This window comes from Terrisporobacter vanillatitrophus, from assembly GCF_051148895.1.
GTDB lineage: Bacteria > Bacillota > Clostridia > Peptostreptococcales > Peptostreptococcaceae > Terrisporobacter > Terrisporobacter vanillatitrophus.
The window spans coordinates 207585-230485 of sequence record NZ_CP154625.1 but is presented as its reverse complement, the minus strand read 5'-3'; the positions used below and the strand labels follow the sequence as shown (position 1 = coordinate 230485).

Sequence of the window (22901 nt, the reverse complement as noted above, 5' to 3'; positions counted from 1 at the left end):
TATCAAAAGAAAAAAATGACACAGATTAATCTGTGTCATTTTTTATTTTCAAATCATTATTTTATAATCATATTATTATAAAATAATGATTTGTTTATTATTACAACGTTTTATTTCTTCTGGTGTTTGTGTTTATGTTTTTAGGATTTACTTTAAATATTGTAAATCATGTAACACAAGTTGTAAATAGTATTTATTTCTATTTATTACATTTATTACATTTTTTCTACTTCTGGATAGTCTACTTCAAACTTTTCAACTGTCATAGTTTTTATTTTTTGGTCAACTTTAGGTCTGTCCCCTCTATCAACTGGAGTATCAGCTATTTCATCCACTACATCCATACCTTCTATCACTCTACCAAATCCAGCATATTGACCATCTAAGTGTGGAGAGTTTTTATGCATTATGAAGAATTGAGAACCCGCACTATTTGGCATCATAGTTCTTGCCATAGAAATTACCCCTCTGTCATGTTTTAGATTGTTTGTAAATCCATTACTATTAAATTCACCTTTTATTGAGTATCCTGGTCCACCCATTCCTGTTCCTTGTGGGCATCCACCTTGAATCATAAACCCTCTTATTACTCTGTGGAATATAATTCCATCATAATAATGATTATCTATTAAGCTTATAAAATTATTAACTGTATTTGGAGCTATATGAGGATATAGTTCAACTTTTATAGTTTTTCCATTTTCCATTTCTATAGTTACTATAGGATTTTTATTTTCCATATTTTTACCTTCTTTCTTTAGTTGTTATGTATTTTCATATATTATTATATACTAAGTTGTAAAAAAATAACTACTCTATTATTATTTTACCATATTTAAAAACAGTTTATTGATGTTTCTGTGGATATCTTGGTATTTTTATCCACAATATCCACATTTATTAAATTTTAAATTCATCCACTATATCACATTTTTTTATTTATATGTATAAATGAAAGAATGTATTTCATCATCACTTTATCCACATAGTTATCCACTTATCTACAGCTTATTAACATTTTATTCAGTCTTTATCCACATTCATATTGACAATTTACAGAATTTTTCATCATTATTCTTTTATATTTGATAAAATCCGACAAACGTCTTGTATATATTAAAGTGATCTTCTACACTTCCAAGTTCTCTTATTGAATGCATAGATAAAATAGGACTACCAATATCCACAGAGTTAATGTCTAAATGTGTTGATGAAATTGGCCCAATTGTAGATCCACCTTTCTCATCAGATCGGTTTACAAATTGTTGATATTTTACCCCACATTTTTCACATATATTTTTATATACTCCTGCTGAAAAAGCATCACTTGTGTAGGCTTGATTTGCACTAATTTTTATCACAGGTCCGCCACCCATAATAGGTTTATTTGTTGGGTCATGTTTTTCAACAATACTAGGATGAAGAGCATGAGCTAAATCTGCTGATATCATAAAAGATGAATAAATAGCTGTAAAGAAATCTTCTCTATCTTTTCCTAAACTTATACAAATTCGTTCCAATAGGTTTAGTAACATATTCGAATCGGCTCCTTGTTTTGTGGAACTTCCTACTTCTTCATTGTCAAATATGGAAACTATATTTATGCCATGTTTTCCTTTTGAGTCTATTAACCCATATAAACTAGCATGAGCCATCGATAAATTATCAAGCCTAGAAGAAGATATAAATTCTTCATTTGATCCAATTATACTGCCTTTTTCATATTCATATAAATACAGATCAAAATCAAGAATATCTTTTTTATCTATATTTAGTTCCTTACTTATTTCTTTTAATAAGAACTTATCTTTTTCTAAAGTGTCATTAATTAGTCCTACTAAAGGTAGTGTATCTTTTTGCTTATTAATCTTATATCCATCATTTATACTTCTGTTCATATGAATAGCTATGTTTGGTATTATGCAAACTGGTCGATTTATATTTATGATCTCTTCTCTCGGATATAGTACATTTTCAGATTTTAATACTACCCTACCTGCAATAGACAGGGGCCTATCAAACCAAGTACTTAGTATGGCACCACCGTAACCTTCAGTATTTAATTTTAAATACGTATTTTCCACGGTCATTTCCGCATTAGGTTTAATTCTAAAGGTAGGTGAGTCACTGTGAGAACCTATTATCCTAAATCCATCTTGCATATTGTCAGTATTTATTACAAAGGCTGTTAATGAAGATGAATTTTTTGTTATAAAATACTTTCCACCAACTTTAAGTTGCCATTTTTCATTCATTTTTAGTTCATCAAATCCATTTTTTAATAATAAATCTTTGCTAGTCTCAACTGCATTAAATGCAGTTGGACTATCATAAATATAATCTATTAAATTCTCAGCAAATTGTTTTTTCATAGCTCCTCCTATTAAACTAAGTCTAAAGTTGTATATTCTTTATTTATAGTTTTTATACCTTGGTTATCAAAAGCTATAGTCACATCTGGACCTTTTAAGGCAACTACTGTTCCCAGTCCAAACTTAGGATGATGTACTTTAGCTCCAAGTTTTAAGTCGTCTATATTACTTTCATTTGATGTATTTTTTATTGTAGCATTTGCTTTTTTAGCTACTTGCACCTTATTCATATTGTTCATCTTGTATTTTTGAGTATACTTATCAAGAATATTGTAATTAGCTTTTGAGAAAGATAATTCCTTTTGATCTTTGTTTAATCTTTCTATACAGTCACCTGGTAACTCTTCTATAAATCTAGATGCAATTGAAGGATTAGTTCTCCCATATAAAGTTCTCTTTCTTGTTAAAGTTAAGAATAACTCTTCCTTTGCTCTAGTTATTCCAACATAACAAAGCCTTCTTTCTTCTTCAATATCACTATCTCTCATAGATTGAATAGCTCTAGCAATAGGGAAGATTTTTTCCTCCATTCCTGCTAAAAATACAACAGGAAACTCAAGACCCTTTGATGAATGTATAGTCATTAGAGAAACTCTATCTTCAGATTCTTCCTCACTGTCTGGTTCAGCACTAAGTGCTACACCTGTCAGGAATGCTTCTAGGCTCTTATCATCACTAGAACTTTCAAACTCTAAAGCTACTGATATAAGTTCTTCTAAGTTTTCTAGTCTATCTTCACCTTCATTATTTTTTTCTTTTAATAATTCGTCCTTGTATCCTGTTACGTCCAATACTTTTTCAATTACTTGACTTACACTATATACATCTGTAAAGCTTCTTAATGTAGACATTAAATCTACAAATTCGCTTATACTAGCTCTAGCTTTTCTTGATATATCTGAGTTATCTTCTATATCAATTAATACAGAGTAAATACTTTCTTCCTTTAAACTGGCTCTGTCTTCTATTTTTTCTATAGTTCTAAGGCCTATTCCCCTTCTAGGAACGTTTATTATTCTTTTTAAAGATATATCATCTTGAGGGTTTTGTATTACTCTAAGATACGCTATAATATCCTTTATTTCTTTTCTTTCATAGAATTTAATACCACCATAAATATTATATGGTATTCCTGACCTATTTAATGCATCTTCAACAGAACGAGCTTGTGCATTGGCTCTGTATAAAACTGCAAAATCTTTGTAATCTCTATCTTCATATCTTTTCATATATGAAATAGTATTTACTATAAAGTCACCTTCATCAATTTCACTTTCTGCCAATTGAATTTTTATTAACTGCCCTTCTTTTTTATCACTCCAAAGTCTTTTTCTTTTTCTTTCTGTATTATTTGCAATAACATGGTTGGCTGCATCTAGTATTACCTGTGTTGATCTATAGTTTTGCTCTAATTTTACTATTTTAACATTATCATAATCTCTTTCAAATTCTAGGATATTTCTTATGTCAGCACCTCTCCAACCATAAATACTTTGGTCATCATCTCCAACAACACAAATATTTTGATGTTGTTTTGCTAATAATTTTATTAATTCATATTGTGCTTTACTTGTGTCTTGGTACTCATCTACCATTATGTATCTAAATTTATTTCTATAAAAATCTAATACATCTGGACATTCTTTAAACAGTTCAACTGTTTTCATTATTAAGTCATCAAAATCTAAGGCACTATTTCTTTTTAAACGATCTTGATACAGTGCATAGATTTCTCCTACCTTTATTTTAGATATGTCACCTTCGTTTAATTTTAAGAATTTTTTAGGAGAATATAATTTATCCTTTGCATTAGATATGCAACTTAATACATATTTAGGATCAAATGCCTTATCACTAATATCTAATTCTCTCATGCAGTCCTTAATTAAACTAACTTGGTCTGGACTATCATAAATTACGAAACTTCTATTATAACCTATTTTATTTATACTTTTTCTAAGAATACGAACACAACAAGAGTGGAATGTTGTAATCCACATTTCTTTAGTATCTATTCCTTCTAAAGTTTCTTCTACCCTTTCTCGCATCTCATTAGCTGCTTTATTTGTAAATGTTATCGCTAAAATATTTTCAGTTTTAACATCTTTATCTTCCATAAGATAACCGATTCTAGTAGTTAAAACTCTAGTCTTTCCTGATCCAGCTCCAGCAAGTATTAAAACAGGTCCTTCTGTATTTTCTACCGCTTCTCTCTGAGCTGGATTTAATTTTTCTATTATATCTGAAATCATATATATCCTCCTATAATGCTCATTATAAATATATTTTAATCTAATTCTATTTTTTCTTCAAACTCCATAATACTATAATAATTCCCATGAATAAAATATAAAATACTTAACACGTTAATTATCATTAAAAAAATGCCTTAGGATTTTGGAGAATCCTAAGGCCTAGGTTAAGGGTTATTCTATTTTCAAACTATTTTGAAATAAAATAGGTTGAGGGCTTATTCAAGTTCATAAGAACTAAAAAGTGCCTAACTTCAAGTTAGGCACAATATCTTTAAATAAAAATCCTTATTTAGATATTTCTCCTACCCCGAAGAAATCACTTTATATTATAGGCAGGTCTCCTGGCTTTGCTTCATTCTACTCCTTTCCCTTCCCATGTTTCCACAGTGGTTAAAAGTTTCGTCCACATTACAGTAGCGGGGGCTGCAAAGGTATCTCACCTTTTTCCCTATTAATCTTAGTTTAAGAACCTAAAATATTTTAATTAATTTAATTTTCAACTAAGATAAGTATAACACATAAACAAGAATTTTTGTTATTTTTTACCAATTATTTTACTGTGTATTTCGCTAAAATATCTTAATTTTTTATTATTTTTTTCAAATACATAGCAACTATATCAGAAAATCTTTCTATATCCTTAGTATAAATAAAGTCTTTTCCATAAATCATTTTTTCTGCTTCCAAATCTTTTTCTTTTCCAGTAAAAACTCCTAATACAAGTATTCCCTGTTTTCTCGCCTTTCGAACTTCTAAAGCTGTATCTTTTACCGCTACCATTCCTTTGTAAGATGCTTCTCCTCTTAAACTTCTGGATCTATCTTTTCCTATTTTCACATCATTTGGTTTTCCATCACTAAGTATTATAAGTATTTTATTTTCTTCTTCTCTTTCTAATAAAGCATCACTAACCGCTTTTATTGCTAATCCATCTCTATTATTTCCTGCTGCAAAATATTCAAATATATTTTCACAAGAATTAATATTGTCGTTGTAATTTCTATATCTTTTCAATACAGTATAATCTAAAAAGCTTAAGTATCCCATAACTCTGTTTGGAATCCCAACAGAGGTAAGGGCCGTAGCTATTATATATGCTTGTATTGCCACATTAAATTGGTTTCTACTTTGTGAACCGCTGGCATCTAGTAATATATCTATGACATATTTACCTTTTTCATTTCTTATATCTTTATAAAAAACTTTTGTGTTGTTACTTCTTCCTATTCTCCACGCTCTGTTGGCACAAATAGTTCCCCCATCAGAGTAAATTCTATCAACTGCACTTTCTTCTATTAAAATTCTTGATATACTTTCCCTTAATTTATTAATACTTCTTTTATGTAGTTTAATATTATCTCTGTACTTGTATAAATTGTTTTCTTTTTGTCTCGTAACGTATTTTAACTGAAATGCATTGTTGCATTCACTACGTAATACTCCATCTGTGAAATGAACTCTACATCCTTCATGAACATCTCTGCAATATTTAGTTTCAATTTTTCTTATTTCACTTTCATTTAAAAATGCTTTACCATAATAATATTCTACTTTAGCATAGATTTTCTGAGCCATAACTTCATCCACATATATTACCCTATTTTGTGATTTTTCCAAATCTCCACTACCCATTTCACCTAAATTTTCTACTAGCATGGAGCTACTTATATTATTAATTTCACTTTCTATAGTTTCTATTTCATCATCCATATATAGCTCTTCGTACATAAAATCTGAAAAAGTATCAAAATCCACATTTACATTTTTTATATCTTGCTCATTTCCTTGTGAATTTTCTCTTTGAGAATTTATTATAAACTCAAAATAAGTTAAATAAATCTCATCTAATCTTTTTAAGATATTCATTAAATCATTGTTACAATCAATAGCTTTTATATCTTTCATTATTCTTGTTGTCAAACCATCTACTGCAGGATGTCTATTCATAGCGTGAAGAATAAATGTATATCTTAAAGTCTGTAATATATCTTCTTTGTGAATTTTACTATAATTCACAAGAACATCTTTGTATGCTTTGTTTCTTATTTCCTCAACACCTGGTCTTTCATTTATTACTTTATCCTCTATTACAGAATTAAGAACAAGCTCAATCAAAGTATATAAAATATCTTTATCGTAGGATTTCTTTATTCTACTCATTATATATTTTTTGATTATATCCCAATCTAAGTACTTTCTTCTTGCTCCAGCAATTATGCCAAAATACAAAGAAACATCCTTAGATGAATAATCTTTTTCACTGGAATCTATATCTTCGTCATACATACCAGAAACAGTCCAAGCTAGGTTATTTACTCTATTTTCAAACTCATAATTATTATATATCCAATTAGTATTTCCACTCATTTTATCACCTACTTCAGGTTATTTTAAATTAGGAAATATATCTTTACTTTCCCATTTTTCTGGTATTCTTGTCCTGATAATATCATCCACAATTTCTTTTTCATAAATATCAAAAGTTTTTCCTGTAAGGCCCATATTTATAGCAAGAGTTGGCTTAAGTCCTCTTTTAATAGTTTTTAGAGCACCTATTAATCCTCTCAAATCAATTGCCTTTGTAGATATTTCTCCATTTTGGGATTTTAATTGTAAATCTAAAAAAATTCCTGCAAATTGATTTAATTTTTCCTCATCAGTACAAGGAAATTCTCTTTTCAAAATCATCATTAATTTATCTTCGTTTACTGCTGGAATGTCTATTACTAAAAATCTAGAAACTAAAGCTTCGTTTAATTCCTTTGTACCTGCATATTCATAGTTCATAGTACCTATAAATCTAGTTGCTGGATGAAGGTTTATTCTTTCATATCCTGGCACATCTATTACTCTTCTGTAATCTAGGGCAGAGTGAACAACAACTATGGCATCATTTTTAGCCATATTTATTTCATCAAAAACACCAAATCCACCATGAAGGGCACATTCATATACAGATCCTCTTCTAAGCCTTACTTCATTATCAATAAAAGTATCTGTTCCAATTAATGATGAGCTGTCTGTATTTATATGGAAGGAAGTATTCCATTGAGGTCTTCCAAATATCTCTGATAAATTATCTGAAAGTAAGTTTTTCCCCGTAGCCTTCGGTCCAGATAATAATATATTTTCTTCTTCTAAAATAGCAGAGATACACATCGATAGAATATCTTCACCAATATAAAAAGCTGGCGATTTTGTCACCCTGTGATCCACTTCTTTGTCTACTTTAAATTCTTTTCTAAAATGTTGTACATCCTCTATAAGAGACTCACTTACCCCTTGAATTCTTAAGTTTTCTATTATATCCATAATAATCTCCTTTTGTAAGTAATACTTCTTATTATTATATCCTTTTAATTTATTTTCAAATAAAACCCTTTAATTTTACACTTAATAAAAGTATAATCTATTTGTTTAAAATTCAGCAATATTTTTGATATTTTATGTAAAATCAAAGGTGAGAAAATTTAATTTCTCACCTTTAATTAATTTATAGATATTTTTTTAAAACCTCTAGACCTTTATTTATCTCATCATAAGTAATAACTAATGGTGGCAACATTCTTATAACATGCTCATTGGTTTTTAAAAATAACACTCCTTCTTCAACACATTTATCTATTATATCTGGTGCGTTAACATTTAGCTCCACACCTATCATAAGCCCTTTTCCTCTTACTTCCACAACTTTATCGCTATTCAACTTTTTAATATAGTCCATTATATATTTTCCCTTAGCTTCAACTTCTTCGTAAAAACCTGGTGCTTCTATTTCATCAAGAACTGCTGATATAGCAGTCATGGCTAATATATTTCCCCCAAAAGTTGAACCATGATCTCCTGGATTTAGTACTTTACTTGTTTTTTCATTAGTTAAAACTCCACTTACAGGAATTCCTGCACCAATTCCCTTGGCAATGGCTACTATATCTGGTTGTAAGTTGTAATGGTTATAAGCAAATAATTTTCCACTTCTTCCTATTCCACATTGAACTTCATCAAAAATAACTAAAATATCTTTTTTATGGCAAATTTTAATTACTTCTTTCAAATAATCTTCTTTAAGTACATGTACTCCACCTTCACCTTGAATAGGCTCCATTAAAACTGCACATATACTTTCGTCTTCTACTGCTTTCTTAAAATCTTCTATATTATTTTTTTCAGTATATTTAAATCCTTCCGGTAGAGGATAAAAATATTTATGATATTTATCTACTCCCGTTGCCATTAAAGCCATCATAGTTCTTCCATGAAAAGAATCTTTCAAACTTAATATGGTACCTCTGCTTTCTCCGTATTTTTGTGAGCTATATTTTCTAGCAATTTTCATAGATAATTCAGTGGCTTCTGATCCTGAGTTTATAAAAAATACCTTGCTCATTTTACTTGCTTTTATTAATTTTTCACCTGAATCAATCATATTCTGTGAAAAGAATAAGTTTGATACATGAGTTATTTTGGATATCTGATCTTGTAAAGCTTTTACCAGTTTTTCATTGTTATATCCTAATGATGATGCCCCATATCCACTTGTAAAATCTATATATTCTTTCCCATACACATCTGTTAATGTGGAACCTTCTCCTCTGTCTATAACTACAGGTGTTTGTGCATAAGTATTCATAAAATATTTATTCCATTTTTCCTTAATCATATCAGTACTTTCTTTTACTAAAATAGTTTCCTTACTATTTAACATTCATATTCCCCCCTTAATAAATTAATGTTCCTATTCCTGCATCTGTGAACAACTCCATAATTATAGAATGTCTTATTCTTCCGTCAAGTATATGAACTCTTTTTACACCACTTTCCAAAGCCTCTAAACAACAGTTAACCTTTGGAATCATACCTCCTGATATTGTTCCATCTTCAAATAAAGTGTGTATTTCTTCTTTTTTTATTTCTGAAATTAAAGTTTCATCCATACTAGGCTCTTTCAATAAACCAGGAACGTCTGTAAGTAAAATTAACTTTTCTGCTTTTAATTCCTTTGCTATGGCTGATGCAGCCAAATCACCGTTAATATTGTAGGAATTTCCTTCTTCATCTACTCCTACTGTGGCAATTACAGATATATATCCATCTTTTAAGCAGTCATTTATCACCTTCGTATTTACTTTTTTTATTTTTCCTACAAAACCCAAATCTATTTCTTCTTGTAATTCTTCACATAACAGCATATTTCCATCTATTCCACAAAGACCTAAAGCATTTCCACCTTTGCTATTTATCTTTGAAACAAGATCTTTATTTATCTTGCCTGATAGCACCATCTGAACAACTTCCATAGTGTCTTCATCAGTATATCTAAGACCATTTATAAATTCGTTTTGTATATCCAATTTATCTAAAATTTTATTTATTTCTTTTCCTCCACCATGAACTAAGACCACATTAATTCCCACATAACTCATTAGAATTATATCTTCCATAACAGAATCTTTTAGTCTATCGTTTTGCATGGCTGAACCACCGTATTTTACTACCATGGTTTTTCCACTGTATTTTTCTATATAAGGTAATGTTTCAACTAAAATTTTAGCTTTTTCATCATTAATCATTTTTTCACTCCCTAACTTCTATAACTTCCATTAATTCGCACATATTCATAAGTCAAATCACATCCCCAAGCAGTTGCCCTTTCTTCTCCCATATTAAGTTCAATCAAAATAGTTATTTCATCGTCACCTAAAACTTTCTTTGCTTTATCTTCATTAAATTCCAATGGAACCCCTCTTTTACATACTTCTAAATATCCTTTTTTACTTTCAAAAGTGACATCTATTTTATCCAAATCTATATGCACATCTTCACATCCTATGGCACATAAAATTCTTCCCCAGTTAGCATCAGATCCAAATACTGCTGTTTTTACTAAAGTAGATGTTATAACCGCTTTTGCTATTTTAGCTGCTATTTCTTCATCTAGGGAACCACTAACCTCACACTCAATTAACTTAGATGCTCCTTCTCCATCCTTTGCCACACATTTAGCTAATTCTTTACAAATATAAGTAAGTGCTAATAAAAATTTTCTGTAGTCTTCGTTTTTTTCTTTTATTTTTTTATTTTCTGCTTTTCCATTGGCAAGAATTATCACCATATCATTTGTGCTAGTTTGGCCATCTACGCTTATTCTATTGAAACTTTTTTTAACGGCTGATGATATGGCTTCTTGTAGTAAATTTTGCTCTATATTTAAATCTGTTGTAATAAACCCTAAAACTGTAGCCATGTTAGGATGAATCATACCAGATCCTTTTGCCATCCCGCCAATAATTACTTCTTTTTCGTCACATTGAATAGATACAGTCATTTCTTTTTTTATCATATCCGTTGTCATAATAGCTTCTCTTGCCGCTAAGTGACCTTTTTTGCTTAGTCCATGTACTAGATTATCCATATTTTGTTCAATAAGATTTATCTTTAAAGGTTCACCTATAACTCCTGTAGATGCTACTAGTACATCTTCTTTTTTTATGCTTAATTTTTCTGAAGTAAACTCAGTCATTTTGTACGCATTTATAAGTCCATCTTTTCCATTAAAAGTATTTGCATTTGCACTATTAATAATTATGGCCTGAGCCTTTCCATTTTTGATATGATCTTGTGTAACATAAATAGGATTACCCTTTATTCTATTTTGTGTATAAACAGCCGCTGCATTACAAACCACATCAGAATAAACTAAAGCTAAATCTTTCTTTTCAACATTTCTTCTTAATCCAACATGAATTCCTGATGCCTTAAACCCTTTAGCCGCTGTAACTCCACCTTTAATTATTTCCATAACACATTCCCTCCCTTCATCAAAAAGCAGTTGATATACTGCTTAATCCTTCATTTTCTTTAAAACCACACATTATATTCATATTTTGTATTGCTTGACCTGCTGCACCTTTAATCATATTGTCTATTGTTGAACAAATTATTAACTTTCCATTGTTTTCATGAATTGATATTGCACATTTATTTGAGAATCTCACATGTTTTATAGTAGCTATTTTTCCTAAAGGTAAAACTTCTACAAACTCGTCATTTTTATAAAAATTTGTTAGTTTATGATGTATTTCTTCAATAGTAACTGAATTTTTTTTGTCACAATAAATAGTTGATAAAATACCTCTATTTACAGGAATTAAAGTTGGTGTAAATATAATTTTCACTTCTTTTTCTGCTGCATTACTTAAATTTTGTTCAATTTCTGGAATATGTCTATGACTTGAAATCTTATATGGCACAATATTTTCATTTATTTCTGCATAATGTGATGATAAAGATAAATTTCTACCAGCACCTGTAACGCCTGACTTAGAATCAGCAATAATATTTGTACTTTCTATCATGTTTTCTCTTAATAAAATCATTAAAGGTAAAGATATACTTGTAACATAACAGCCTGGATTTGCTACTAAATTTGTGGTCTTAATTTTTTCTCTGTAAATTTCACACAAACCATATACAGAATATTCGTGCAATTTTTTATCTAAAAAATCCACTCCATACCATTTTTTAAATTGTACCTCATCTCTCAGTCTAAAATCCGCACCCAAATCAATAACTTTCTTGCCTTTTTTTACTGCATCTATTACAAACTTTTCACTAATACCATGCGGCAAAGCCAAAAATAAAAAATCACAATCATCTATAACTTTTTCATTCTCTATGCATTTAATTTTATAGTTTTCTCCCAAATTAAAATAAATATCATTGATATATTCATCTACAAATGAATTTGATCCCAAGGCGCTTATTACAATATTAGGATGATTTGATAATAACCTTATAAGTTCCCCTCCAACATAACCAGTAGATCCGATAATTCCAACTTTCATCTTCTTCATTCACAATTCCCCCTCATTTTTCCAACTAAAAAAAGCCCCTTAGCAAAACACTAAGAGGCGGAAATCCGTGGTACCACTCTATTTGACAAGTAAATTACTTATCCACTCAAATCTTTAAGGCAGATCGCCGACTATTATACTAATTTTCCCATAGTCTCCTCCAAAGCTCTCTTCGCAATAAACTTCCATACCAAGCTTCCACCACCCTCGGCTCTCTATAACTTTCATTTACGCTACTCTCTTCTTCACTGGATTTATATATTTTTGTATTTTGTATTTATTTAAGAATAATATACGTATTTTGAAATTATGTCAATAAATTTTTAGTTATTTTTATAATTTTTTTGTTAGCACATACATTTCATATATAATTTTACTAAATATCTTATGATATAATGAACATAATATGACTCATATTACAATTAAATAAAAAATTTTAAATTGTTGGGAAGGATTACATATGAAACGCTTTAAATTATCTCCAGAAATACTTACTTTTAATAAGTGTGAAGAATTTTGTTCAAAATTTAATATAAATAAAAATGACTTAATAATAACAAATGAATATATTTACAAACCATTTTTTGAAAATTTTATTGAAGATGCTACTGTAATATACAGAAGAGATTTTGGTAGTGGCGAACCTACTGACGTAATGGTTGAAAAAATATATAACCAAATTAAAGATACTAATTATAAAAGAGTTATAGGAATTGGTGGAGGAAGTATTTTAGACGTGGCAAAACTTTTTGCCTTAGAAAAACCTACACCTGTTTGTGATTTATTTGAAAATAAATTTGAACCTATGAAAAATAAAGAATTAATACTTATACCTACAACTTGTGGTACTGGTAGCGAGGTTACTAATATATCTGTACTTCATTTAAATTCTATAAACAGTAAACTTGGTCTTGCTCATGATGAAATTCTAGCAGACTATGCCGTATTAATCCCTGAACTACTAAAGGTTTTACCTTTTAAAGTTTTTGCTGCCAGCTCCATTGACGCTCTGATTCATGCAATTGAATCTTTTGTATCTCCAAAAGCTTCGGTTTTTACAGAAATGTATTCCATAGAAGCTATAAAAATGATTATAAATGGGTATAAGAATATTGTTGCTAATGGAAAAGTTAATCTGAATAATTTTCTAGATGATTTCTTAATTGCTAGTACTTATGCTGGTATAGCTTTTGGAAATGCTGGTTGTGGAGCTGTTCATGCCATGAGTTATCCTTTAGGTTCAATTTACCACGTTCCTCATGGAGAATCTAATTATGTTTGTTTTACAGAAATATTTAAAACATATTACAAATTAAATCCAAGTGGAAAAATTAAAAGACTCAATAATATTTTGACAGAAGTTCTTAATTGTTCTGATAAAGAAGTTTTTGAAGAATTAGATAATCTGCTTTATAAAATACTTCCAAAGAAGTCTTTAAAAGGCTATGGTGTCACTGAGGAAGATTTAGTATCTTTTACTGAAAATGTTCTTACTAAACAAAGTAGATTAATGAATAACGCCTACGCTTCTTTAAATAAAGATGCTGTTTATAACATTTATAAATCTTTATATTAAAATAACAAAGAGAACCTATTATCAAGTTAGGTTCTCTTCTTAATTTTATAAATTCATATATGATGTATCATTTAACTTATTAATTACTGCAAAGTTATTATCTACTTCTATCTCTGTTATAGATCCATTATCTATTTTAAAATTCCAGTGATATTTATAATCATCACATATCAGATAAGAAATTATATTCCTAATTGTACCTCCATGAGAGCAAATTAATACAGTAGAATTATCATTATTATTTATAATTTTACTCATTTCATTTTTTGCTCTTATAAAAGTATCTTTCAAGCTCTCACCATTAGGATACTTATATTCAAATCCTTCTTTTATCATTTTTTCAACTTCTTTTGGATATTTTTCTTCAATTACTTTAAATGGTAGTCCCTCAAAGTCGCCAAAATTTATTTCATTAAATTGACTAGTTTCTTTAGTTTGAATATTTTTAACTTCAGCCAATTTTTTAATTGTGTCTTTTGTTCTAGAAAAAGGTGTAGTATATATTTTATCTATATCTTCATCTTTTAAATACTCTGCAATCTTATTTGCTTGTAACTTCCCTTTTTCACTTAATATACTATCTGTAAGTCCAGACAACGCGCCGCCCTCATTACAAATAGTTATACCATGTCTTACCAAGATTAACTTTATCATTTCATCACCTTAAATTAGAATAACTATATAGGAAAATAATAAAAATATTAATTCTCCCAACTCAATAGTACACCCCAATATATCTCCCGTTACACCATCAATTTTCTTATAAATATGATTTTTAAATAAATAATCAAATAACATTACTGCCATAATTGATAATAGTAATTTTATTATATTTGAAGTAGTTGATAAAAATACGAATTTACTAATAACTACAAGAATAACAACAGTATATAATATAGCTGTTATAAACATGCCTTTAGTTGCTTTACCAATAAATATATTACCCATACCTACTTTTCTTGGTGTTACAGTTTTATAAAGCATAACTATAACTCCTAAACGAGATATCATAGGCATGAATATAATTAAACACATAAGATTGCTATTTATAGCAGAATTTAATAATCCTATTTTTATTAATACTAAAAATAATATAGCTAGAAGAGAGTTTGTTCCTAATCTTGAATCTTTCATTATCTCCAGCATTCTCTCTTTATCTCTGTTACTATATATGGCATCAAATGTATCTCCCAAACCATCAATATGCAATCCACCAGTTAATATAACTTCTCCTGCCACAATAATTATAGATGTTATAAATGGCTCAAATATTTGAATTGACAAACTTCCTATAATGAAAGAAATCAACCCTATTACAAATCCTACTAATGGAAAATATACTATAGATTCGTGGAATTCTTCATCAAATCCAATATCTGCTTTAATAGGTATTCTAGTCATGAATTGTAATAATCCTATAAACCTTTTCATAATCATCACTTCACTTTCATAGGAATTCCACTTACAACAAAATAAACTTCATCGCTATAACTACCTATTAATTGATTTGCTCTTCCTATAAAATCACCATATATTCTAGATAGCTTATTTTCTGGTACAATTCCCATTCCAATTTCATTAGTTACTATTACAAAATATAAATTTGTTTTTTTAATAGCTTCTAATAATTTAATTATTTGCTCTCTTATATAATTTTCTAATTTATTTAATTCTTCAGATGTAGCCTCATCTACTTCTATTCCATGAGTAAACATTAAGTTATTAACCATAAGAGTTACACAGTCCATTATTACTGTATCATGATTTTTATCCAATTCTTCAACTATAGAATATATATCTTTATATATCTCATAAGTTTTCCAATCTTTAGGTCTACTCTCTTGGTGTTTTTTTACTCGATTTTTCATTTCATCATCAAATGCTACTGACGTAGCAATATATGCCGTTTTATTGTTTTGTTTTATACAAAGTGATTCAGCAAAACTACTCTTACCCGATCTTGCTCCACCTGTAACTAAAATGATATTACTCATAAATGATCTCCTTTAGATATTATCTTCCCATATCTACCTCATCAAATGTTGCCATATTTTTGTATACATAATTTGCAGCTTCTATTATATTGAAAGATAGCGCTGCTCCACTTCCTTCTCCTAGCCTCATATCCATATCTAAAAATGGTTGTAACCCCATAATCTCTAATGCTTTCTTTGTTCCAGGTTCTGCAGATAAATGAGAAGCTATCATGTAATATTTTGTTTTTGGATTAATATGATATGCTAATAGTGCTGCTGCATATGATATAAATCCATCTAACACAACAGGTATTCTATTAGCTGCACATCCTAGAATTACACCTGCCATGGCACCTATCTCGAATCCACCTACTTTAGCTAACACATCTATTGCATCTTTTGGATTAGGTTTATTTAATGCTATAGATTTTCTTATTACTTCTGCTTTATGTTTAATCAACTCTTTCTTTAGACCAGCTCCTATTCCTGTAATCTCTTCTGGGTCATAATTTCCAAAAACTGAAACTATGGCAGTAGATGGAGTAGTATTAGCTATTCCCATTTCTCCTATGCCAATTAAAGTATAATCATCTTGAATACACTTTTCTGCCATTTCTATTCCTATTGATATACATTTTTCTGCTTCTTCTCTTGTCATGGCAGGCCCTTTTGCCATATTAGACGTTCCTTTTCTTATTTTATAATCAATTACACCATCTATTTTTTCATCACAATTTATCCCTACATCAACTGCTAAAACATCAGCCCCTACAAATTTTGAAATTGTTCCAACACCATTTATTTTTTTAGGGAAATTTTGAAATTGCAATATAGTAATATTTTGAGGATCTGGAGCTACACCTTCTTCATAAACTCCATGATCTGCTCCAAAAGCTATTATTACCTTTTTTGATGTATCAAAATATTTTCTTCCATATATTCCTGCAAGTTGTGCACAAATATGTTCCATTTTACCTAAACTTCCTTTTGGCTTTATAAGCCTATCTAATCTTTCTTCTGCTTGCTTTATGTATTTTTCTTCTAATGGATAAATATTTCTTGATATGTTTTCTATTAAATTCACTGTTGCTATCCCCCCTTGGATTTTTTTGTTTTTTATAATTTGTCTAAAATTCATCTTATTTGTTAAGTTTCCTACAATAATTATATTGTTATATATAAAAACTATCTAGTACTTTATATATTTTTTAAACATTTTTTGGAATTTAAGGTATTTTTATTTTATAGAATAGTATTTATTTATAAACAAAAAATATAAATAGATAAATATATTTAAGGAGATGATTGATTGAATAATTTCAATGATTTGAAAAACCTATATGAAGATGGTTATAGATGTATTTATCAAGACGGAACTGAAGGTAACAGAAAAATATACCTAAAAAATTTTGAAGATGAGAAATCTACAGTTGTTGATCTTCAAGATGAAAATGAATTTTCACAGTTCCAAGATTATGTTAGTGGTTTAAGAATGTCATAATAAAAGGGAGCAAAAGCTCCCTCTTATTATGGTAAAACGAAATGACAAAATTATATATGTTTTTGCAACTAAGTATATGGTTTTTACTTTTATTCTTTCAAAAAACTTAATCAAGAGTTACAATTTTTTTTATTTTGTAGTCACTATTTGTTTAATAAGCTCTAAAAGTTCTTTTCTGTCAACTTCTAAATGCTTCTTTTTCTCCTTATATTCTTGAAAGTTAACAACTTTTGCCATAGTTTTCTTCATAAACTCACTTCCCAACTAAGATTATTAACTTATATAAGTAATTCTATGTTATTTATCTTTTTCCTCTAAATTATTTATTATTTCTTATAAAAAATATTAGATTTTTAATTTTTAAAATCTAAATTTGTAGAAATATTTGTTATTTTCTTATTTGGCATATATTCTAATACATCTTTAATCAATATTTTAATAACTATTATTTTTATAATTACTTATATATTAATTATTGACAATATTTATATTTTGAGTCATGCACTCAAACTATTTTTTGTTATTGTTATATAGTTTATTTATATATTTATTGCTTAATTTCCTTCTTAATATATTCTAATGCTGATTTAAGTTGTTGGTTTTCATTTGTTTCTTTAATTTTAGGTGTAATACCCTTTCCGTTTATATAATCTCCATTTGGTGTAAAATACTGAGCAGTTGTTAATTTATATCCAGTACCATCTTTTAAACCTTTTACACTTTGTACTAAACCTTTACCAAAGGATGTTTCACCTATGGCTATAGCCTTGTTATTATCAACTAATGCTGCTGTTAAAATTTCCGACGCCGATGCACTTCCTCCGTTTATTAAAACAGCTATTGGCATATCAACTTGTTTATCATCTGATTTATAATACTCTTTATTGCCTGTATTATCCTTTGTATAAACAATAGTTCCTTTTCCTATTAGGTCATCTGCTATATCTACGCAAACATCTAATAATCCTCCTGGATTGTCTCTCAAGTCTATTACTAGGCCTTTGACTCCCTTAGATTCTAAGGTACTTAAATTTTCTTTAAATTCTTTATATGTATTTTCATCAAAAGATTTTATTCTTAAATAACCTATATTATTATCCATAACTTCATTTGATACACTCTTTGTTACTATAGTTTCCCTCTTAATATCAAAATTTAGTTCTTCTCCTTTTCTTTGAACATTTAAATTAACCTTTGTATTTTCTTTTCCTTTTATATGTTTAATTACATCGTCAATTTTTTTAGTTTCAACAGATTCACCATCAACTTTTAAGACTATATCTCCAGATTTAATTCCAGCTTTATCTGCTGGTGAACCTTCTATTGGAGAAATTATTGTTAGCTTATTATTTTCAGGATTAACACCTATATATACTCCAATACCAACAAAGGAACCACTTGTTTGTTCTTTTAAGCTTTGAAATTCATCTGCTGTGTAGTATTGTGAATATGGATCATTAAGTCCTTCAAATAATCCTTTTAATGCTCCATCTACTAGATTATTTTCGGATACTTCCTTATAATAATCCTCCTGAATAAGTCCTTCTAATCCCAATAGCTTGTTATATTTTGCATAAGATTCATATAAGTCTTTAGATATTATTACTTTGTTTCCTAATGTAATTTGAAACATTGTTGTGCCAATTACAGTTACTATTACAAGAATAATAGAATATATAAGAGCCCTTTTCTTAGATATCATTTGTTCATCTCTCCTTTAATCAATCTACTATATATTATATGACTAGCTTGTCTTTTTATTACTCTTTATCAATTATATTGCTTTAAATCTATAATTTCACTAAAATTTATATTAGGAAAGTAAAATTTAGGTAATTATATAATACCACAATTAAGGGGTGTAGATTATATGAAAAAAGATTTTAGAAGAAATGTTATTATGCTTAGAAAAGAAAAAAACAAAGATTTTATTAAACAAAACTCAGATATAATCACAGAAAAACTACTTCAGTTAGACTGCATTAAAAACGCTCAAACTATTATGCTTTATTTAGATTTTAATAACGAAGTTGCTACAGATAGTTTAATTAAAAGGCTTATAAACTTAGGTAAAACTGTGGCATCCCCTATAACTTTAAAGGAAGAAAGAAAATTAATCCCTTCTCAAATTACAGACTTAGAAAATGGAATCCAGTATGGTGCTTATAATATTAGGGAACCAAAGCCTGAATGTTCTCCTGCTATAGACATTAAAAACTTAGATGTAGTTATAGTACCAGCTGTAGCTTATGATAAAAATTGTTACAGACTTGGCTATGGTGGTGGTTTTTATGATAGATTCCTTGAGAATCTAAGAGAAGATGCTGTTACTGTAGGAATAGCTTTTGATTTACAGATTTTTGATCAAGTTCCAAAAGAAGACCACGATGCTCAATTAGATTACATAGTGACTGAATCTACAATCTTAACATCAAAATAAATTAAGACTATTTTAGTTTAGTATAAGTTAGAATAGTTTTTGTATCTAAAATATTTACATTTAAAATTAATCAATAAAAAACTGATTCCAATTTAGGAACCAGTTTTTTTATTGTAATCATTTTTTATATTTAATCTTGAATTTTAAAACCTGATGCAATATTCTTAAGTATTTGAGCTTGGTTTGTGATAGCTCATTGCTTGCTGCTGAACTTTCTTGAGCTGTTGCTGCATTTGTTTGTACAACAGAACTTATTTGTTCAATTCCTTCTAAAGTTTGTTTTAGAGCTGTAGCTTGCTCAACAGATGCTGAAGAAATTTCATCTATTAATTTTACAGACTGAGAAACTTCTTCAAGTACATTTTCAAGCATTTTTCCAGTTTTCACGGCTATACGATTACCATTTTGTACAGCTTTAACTGATTCCTCAATTAAATGAGTTGTTTCTTTTGATGCATCTGAAGACCTTGTAGCTAGATTTCTTACTTCATCTGCAACAACTGCAAATCCTTTGCCTGCTTCCCCTGCTCTAGATGCTTCCACTGCCGCATTTAAAGCTAATATATTTGTTTGGAATGAAATATCTTCAATTACTTTAATAATTTTACTTATTTGTGTTGATTTAGAATTTATTTCTTCAATAGCTAGTATCATTTCCTTCATTTGATCATTACTTTCTATAGCAAGATCTCCAGCAGTTTTAACTTGCTTTGATGCATTTAGTGCATTATTTGCATTCGTTGATACTCTATATGATAAATCATTTACTGTTGCTGTTAATTCTTCTGTTGTACTTGCTTGATATAGTGAGCCTTCAGCAAGTACTTGAGCAGCATTTGCTATTTCTTTTGAACCAACTGCCACATTTTCTGATGTTTCAACAATTTTTCCTATAGTATTTTTAAATATAGATGAAAGTTGTAATAATGAATTTTTTATCTTAGCAAAATCACCTTCATAGTTTTGTTTTAAGTCAATATTTAAATCTCCCGCTGAAAATCTATCTAATGATTCTGATATTTCATCAATATAAATAATATATTCATTCAATCTTAAAACAAGTTTCTTCATTGATTCAGCCAATCTTCCAGTTTCATCTTTACTTTCTATATTTATTTCTGCATCAAGATTTCCTGCTGCCAGTTCTTCTGTTACATTCATAAGATTTTCAATTGGAGCAACTAAACTTTTTGTTACTACTATAATTGCTACTATAAGAATTAAAAATGCTATTAAGTAAATACCTAATGTAGTAGATACTGATGTTTTTACTAAGGACATATAACTATCTTTACTAATACTTAGAAGTACTTTCCATCCAGCGTCTCTTGTATAACTTACAATACCATAACGTGTTTCACCATTTTCAGTATATTTTATTATTTTATTTGTAGTGTTATCTATTTCATTTAGTATCTTATCATCAAATCCTATTTCACTAACATTCTTAAGAACCCTATCAGTATCTTTGCTTGCTAATACTTGTCCAGTATTTGAAATAAGCATTGTATAGCCACCATCTTTATAGTCAGTTTCCATTGTTGCTACTTGTTGACTTATATCTTCGATAGAAACATCAACTGCTGCAACACCTATAATTTCTTTATTATTTATATCATATACTGGAGCTGAAAATGTGACAACCATTTTTCCAGTAACTGAATCCTGGTATGGCTCAGATATAATAAATCCATTTTCAATATCTTCACTATTTGAAAACCAATAATTTTTTGATTTTAAATCATATCCTTCATCAGAAATATAAGTTCCACTATCAAATGCAAAGCTTTCATTTACTGAAGCAATATATGCATTTAAAATTTGAGTATCATTTTCCTTCACATATCCAAGTGATTTATAAGCATCTTTGTAAGATGAATGGTTTTTATAATCTTGTCTAGTTGCATCTGTTAAAACATTTCTTATGGATGTATTGCCTGCCATTTGTATTGCCATTGTTTTATATCTTGTAAAATATTCATTTATACTAAAAACTATATTTTTTGTAGTTAGTGCTGAAATACTTTCTTGATCGTTGGATACAGTTTTTACTGTACTCTTCATAGTAAATGCACCAGAAATAATCATAGCTAAAATTGCAATACCACCAATCATTGTTAAAATTTTAGTCTTAATACTTTTCATAAGTCTACCCATTCCCCTTCTACGTTATATTTTGCCATTTATATATAAAAAATAATATTTATAGTATAAAGGTATAAGCTCCGTTTCTACTAAAATATTCCTGTATGAATAATATACGGATCTAAATATAAAATCTTAATGAAAATTAATAATTTTCCGATAAATAATTATGAGGAATGAATCTACAAAAAAACACCCCGATTATTAGAATTTTACTCTAATAATTGGGGTTCAATTTTCTTATTTTTCTTCTTTTGCGGTATTCAATTGTATTTTATCTGGCAAAGATTTAAGATTTGTTTCAGCAACTACAAAAGGATAAGATTTATCCTTGCCTTTATATGTAATATTTACTGTCATAACAGTTTTTTCTTCCACTGTGTCCATGGTGATTTTGTCTATGTCTATACCATGTTCTTTTTCTCCCCTTGTTACTATTACGTATATTTTATCATTCAGTTTTACGGCTAAAGCTCTTTCTTCATCCTCGTACTTATCCATAATATCTAATATTTTCTCTGGAATAGATTCTCTTTGAACCATTGTAAAATCTACTGGTTTTGAAGTATCTAAAAATAATTTAGGTATAAAAACAAACCCTAAAATTATAAATAATATTAGTATTACACCATATATTACTCCTTTAATATTAAACTTAATCTCCACATTATCCCCCCTATCTCTTATAAATATATGAGGAAATAATCTTTGATAGAAGCAAAAAATTTACTTTGTTTATATGATTAAACAATATGATTTTACTTAAAAAGGCGTATTTAATAA

General features: G+C 28.6%; 19 protein-coding genes, 1 riboswitch and 1 other annotated feature. Of the genes, 3 read left to right on the top strand and 16 right to left on the bottom strand.

Going from position 1 to position 22901, the window contains the following annotated elements; translation table 11 throughout:
- Positions 1-215: 215 nt before the first annotated feature.
- From TVTCOM_RS01350 to argC, 9 genes are all read right to left on the bottom strand, one after another.
- A complete protein-coding gene (locus TVTCOM_RS01350; RefSeq protein WP_434798063.1) occupies positions 216-740 on the bottom strand; it encodes a peptidylprolyl isomerase in 525 nt (174 codons plus the stop codon).
- Between the two features lie 339 nt (positions 741-1079).
- Positions 1080-2372, bottom strand: coding sequence for a M18 family aminopeptidase (locus TVTCOM_RS01345; RefSeq protein WP_434798062.1), 1293 nt, complete (start codon positions 2370-2372; stop codon positions 1080-1082).
- Positions 2373-2383: 11 nt separating this feature from the next.
- The gene (gene pcrA, locus TVTCOM_RS01340; protein ID WP_434798061.1) at positions 2384-4624 is read right to left on the bottom strand and encodes a DNA helicase PcrA; all 2241 of its coding nucleotides are present in this window, start codon (positions 4622-4624) and stop codon (positions 2384-2386) included.
- 317 nt (positions 4625-4941) lie between these two features.
- Positions 4942-5116: riboswitch (cobalamin riboswitch) on the bottom strand.
- A 90-nt stretch (positions 5117-5206) separates the two neighbouring features.
- Complete coding sequence (locus TVTCOM_RS01335; RefSeq protein WP_434798060.1) at positions 5207-6994, bottom strand: nitric oxide reductase activation-like protein; 1788 nt, start codon at positions 6992-6994, stop codon at positions 5207-5209.
- Between the two features lie 18 nt (positions 6995-7012).
- The gene (locus TVTCOM_RS01330; RefSeq protein ID WP_434798059.1) at positions 7013-7939 is read right to left on the bottom strand and encodes an AAA family ATPase; all 927 of its coding nucleotides are present in this window, start codon (positions 7937-7939) and stop codon (positions 7013-7015) included.
- Between the two features lie 181 nt (positions 7940-8120).
- Positions 8121-9332, bottom strand: a complete 1212-nt coding sequence (locus tag TVTCOM_RS01325; protein WP_434798058.1) for an aspartate aminotransferase family protein — start codon at positions 9330-9332, stop codon at positions 8121-8123.
- Positions 9333-9345: 13 nt separating this feature from the next.
- Positions 9346-10197, bottom strand: coding sequence for an acetylglutamate kinase (argB, locus tag TVTCOM_RS01320; RefSeq protein WP_434798057.1), 852 nt, complete (start codon positions 10195-10197; stop codon positions 9346-9348).
- Between the two features lie 11 nt (positions 10198-10208).
- The gene (gene argJ / locus TVTCOM_RS01315; protein ID WP_434798056.1) at positions 10209-11426 is read right to left on the bottom strand and encodes a bifunctional glutamate N-acetyltransferase/amino-acid acetyltransferase ArgJ; all 1218 of its coding nucleotides are present in this window, start codon (positions 11424-11426) and stop codon (positions 10209-10211) included.
- A gap of 19 nt (positions 11427-11445) precedes the next feature.
- Positions 11446-12480, bottom strand: a complete 1035-nt coding sequence (gene argC / locus TVTCOM_RS01310) for an N-acetyl-gamma-glutamyl-phosphate reductase (RefSeq protein WP_434798055.1) — start codon at positions 12478-12480, stop codon at positions 11446-11448.
- A gap of 50 nt (positions 12481-12530) precedes the next feature.
- Positions 12531-12738 (bottom strand) — a binding site (T-box leader).
- A 202-nt stretch (positions 12739-12940) separates the two neighbouring features.
- Between argC and TVTCOM_RS01305 the strand changes: the two genes are divergently transcribed.
- Positions 12941-14056, top strand: a complete 1116-nt coding sequence (locus TVTCOM_RS01305; RefSeq protein ID WP_434798054.1) for a 4-hydroxybutyrate dehydrogenase — start codon at positions 12941-12943, stop codon at positions 14054-14056.
- Between the two features lie 45 nt (positions 14057-14101).
- Here TVTCOM_RS01305 and TVTCOM_RS01300 read toward each other — a convergent pair whose 3' ends face one another.
- The 4 genes from TVTCOM_RS01300 to cobT are packed head-to-tail and all read right to left on the bottom strand — an operon-like array spanning position 14102 to position 17116.
- Entirely contained in the window at positions 14102-14710 is a 609-nt protein-coding gene (locus tag TVTCOM_RS01300; protein ID WP_434798053.1) for a histidine phosphatase family protein, read from the bottom strand.
- A gap of 9 nt (positions 14711-14719) precedes the next feature.
- Entirely contained in the window at positions 14720-15487 is a 768-nt protein-coding gene (gene cobS / locus TVTCOM_RS01295) for an adenosylcobinamide-GDP ribazoletransferase (RefSeq protein ID WP_434798052.1), read from the bottom strand.
- A gap of 5 nt (positions 15488-15492) precedes the next feature.
- Positions 15493-16050 carry a bifunctional adenosylcobinamide kinase/adenosylcobinamide-phosphate guanylyltransferase gene (gene cobU, locus TVTCOM_RS01290; protein WP_434798051.1) on the bottom strand — a complete coding sequence of 186 codons (558 nt, stop codon included), beginning with the start codon at positions 16048-16050 and terminating at the stop codon, positions 15493-15495.
- A gap of 19 nt (positions 16051-16069) precedes the next feature.
- Positions 16070-17116, bottom strand: coding sequence for a nicotinate-nucleotide--dimethylbenzimidazole phosphoribosyltransferase (cobT, locus tag TVTCOM_RS01285; RefSeq protein WP_434798050.1), 1047 nt, complete (start codon positions 17114-17116; stop codon positions 16070-16072).
- Between the two features lie 225 nt (positions 17117-17341).
- On the opposite strand from cobT, the gene TVTCOM_RS01280 reads away from it, so the two are divergent.
- Complete coding sequence (locus tag TVTCOM_RS01280) at positions 17342-17533, top strand: hypothetical protein (protein WP_434798049.1); 192 nt, start codon at positions 17342-17344, stop codon at positions 17531-17533.
- Positions 17534-18080: 547 nt separating this feature from the next.
- Here the strand turns inward: TVTCOM_RS01280 and TVTCOM_RS01275 are convergent.
- Entirely contained in the window at positions 18081-19235 is a 1155-nt protein-coding gene (locus tag TVTCOM_RS01275; RefSeq protein WP_434798048.1) for a S41 family peptidase, read from the bottom strand.
- Between the two features lie 168 nt (positions 19236-19403).
- Here TVTCOM_RS01275 and TVTCOM_RS01270 point away from each other — a divergent pair, with 168 nt between their 5' ends.
- Complete coding sequence (locus tag TVTCOM_RS01270; RefSeq protein WP_434798047.1) at positions 19404-19973, top strand: 5-formyltetrahydrofolate cyclo-ligase; 570 nt, start codon at positions 19404-19406, stop codon at positions 19971-19973.
- 117 nt (positions 19974-20090) lie between these two features.
- Here the strand turns inward: TVTCOM_RS01270 and TVTCOM_RS01265 are convergent, their stop codons facing one another.
- A complete protein-coding gene (locus TVTCOM_RS01265; protein WP_434798046.1) occupies positions 20091-22118 on the bottom strand; it encodes a methyl-accepting chemotaxis protein in 2028 nt (675 codons plus the stop codon).
- A 240-nt stretch (positions 22119-22358) separates the two neighbouring features.
- Positions 22359-22784, bottom strand: a complete 426-nt coding sequence (locus TVTCOM_RS01260; protein WP_434798045.1) for a hypothetical protein — start codon at positions 22782-22784, stop codon at positions 22359-22361.
- Between the last annotated feature and the right edge of the window lie 117 nt (positions 22785-22901).

Bases quoted from the DNA above. Each gene is read 5' to 3' on its own strand.
- TVTCOM_RS01350 (WP_434798063.1), bottom strand. From the start codon at position 740: ATGGAAAATAAAAATCCTATAGTAACTATAGAAATGGAAAATGGAAAA.
- TVTCOM_RS01345 (WP_434798062.1), bottom strand. From the start codon at position 2,372: ATGAAAAAACAATTTGCTGAGAATTTAATAGATTATATTTATGATAGT.
- pcrA (WP_434798061.1), bottom strand. From the start codon at position 4,624: ATGATTTCAGATATAATAGAAAAATTAAATCCAGCTCAGAGAGAAGCG.
- TVTCOM_RS01335 (WP_434798060.1), bottom strand. From the start codon at position 6,994: ATGAGTGGAAATACTAATTGGATATATAATAATTATGAGTTTGAAAAT.
- TVTCOM_RS01330 (WP_434798059.1), bottom strand. From the start codon at position 7,939: ATGGATATAATAGAAAACTTAAGAATTCAAGGGGTAAGTGAGTCTCTT.
- TVTCOM_RS01325 (WP_434798058.1), bottom strand. From the start codon at position 9,332: ATGTTAAATAGTAAGGAAACTATTTTAGTAAAAGAAAGTACTGATATG.
- argB (WP_434798057.1), bottom strand. From the start codon at position 10,197: ATGATTAATGATGAAAAAGCTAAAATTTTAGTTGAAACATTACCTTAT.
- argJ (WP_434798056.1), bottom strand. From the start codon at position 11,426: ATGGAAATAATTAAAGGTGGAGTTACAGCGGCTAAAGGGTTTAAGGCA.
- argC (WP_434798055.1), bottom strand. From the start codon at position 12,480: ATGAAGAAGATGAAAGTTGGAATTATCGGATCTACTGGTTATGTTGGA.
- TVTCOM_RS01305 (WP_434798054.1), top strand. From the start codon at position 12,941: ATGAAACGCTTTAAATTATCTCCAGAAATACTTACTTTTAATAAGTGT.
- TVTCOM_RS01300 (WP_434798053.1), bottom strand. From the start codon at position 14,710: ATGATAAAGTTAATCTTGGTAAGACATGGTATAACTATTTGTAATGAG.
- cobS (WP_434798052.1), bottom strand. From the start codon at position 15,487: ATGAAAAGGTTTATAGGATTATTACAATTCATGACTAGAATACCTATT.
- cobU (WP_434798051.1), bottom strand. From the start codon at position 16,050: ATGAGTAATATCATTTTAGTTACAGGTGGAGCAAGATCGGGTAAGAGT.
- TVTCOM_RS01275 (WP_434798048.1), bottom strand. From the start codon at position 19,235: ATGATATCTAAGAAAAGGGCTCTTATATATTCTATTATTCTTGTAATA.
- TVTCOM_RS01270 (WP_434798047.1), top strand. From the start codon at position 19,404: ATGAAAAAAGATTTTAGAAGAAATGTTATTATGCTTAGAAAAGAAAAA.
- TVTCOM_RS01265 (WP_434798046.1), bottom strand. From the start codon at position 22,118: ATGAAAAGTATTAAGACTAAAATTTTAACAATGATTGGTGGTATTGCA.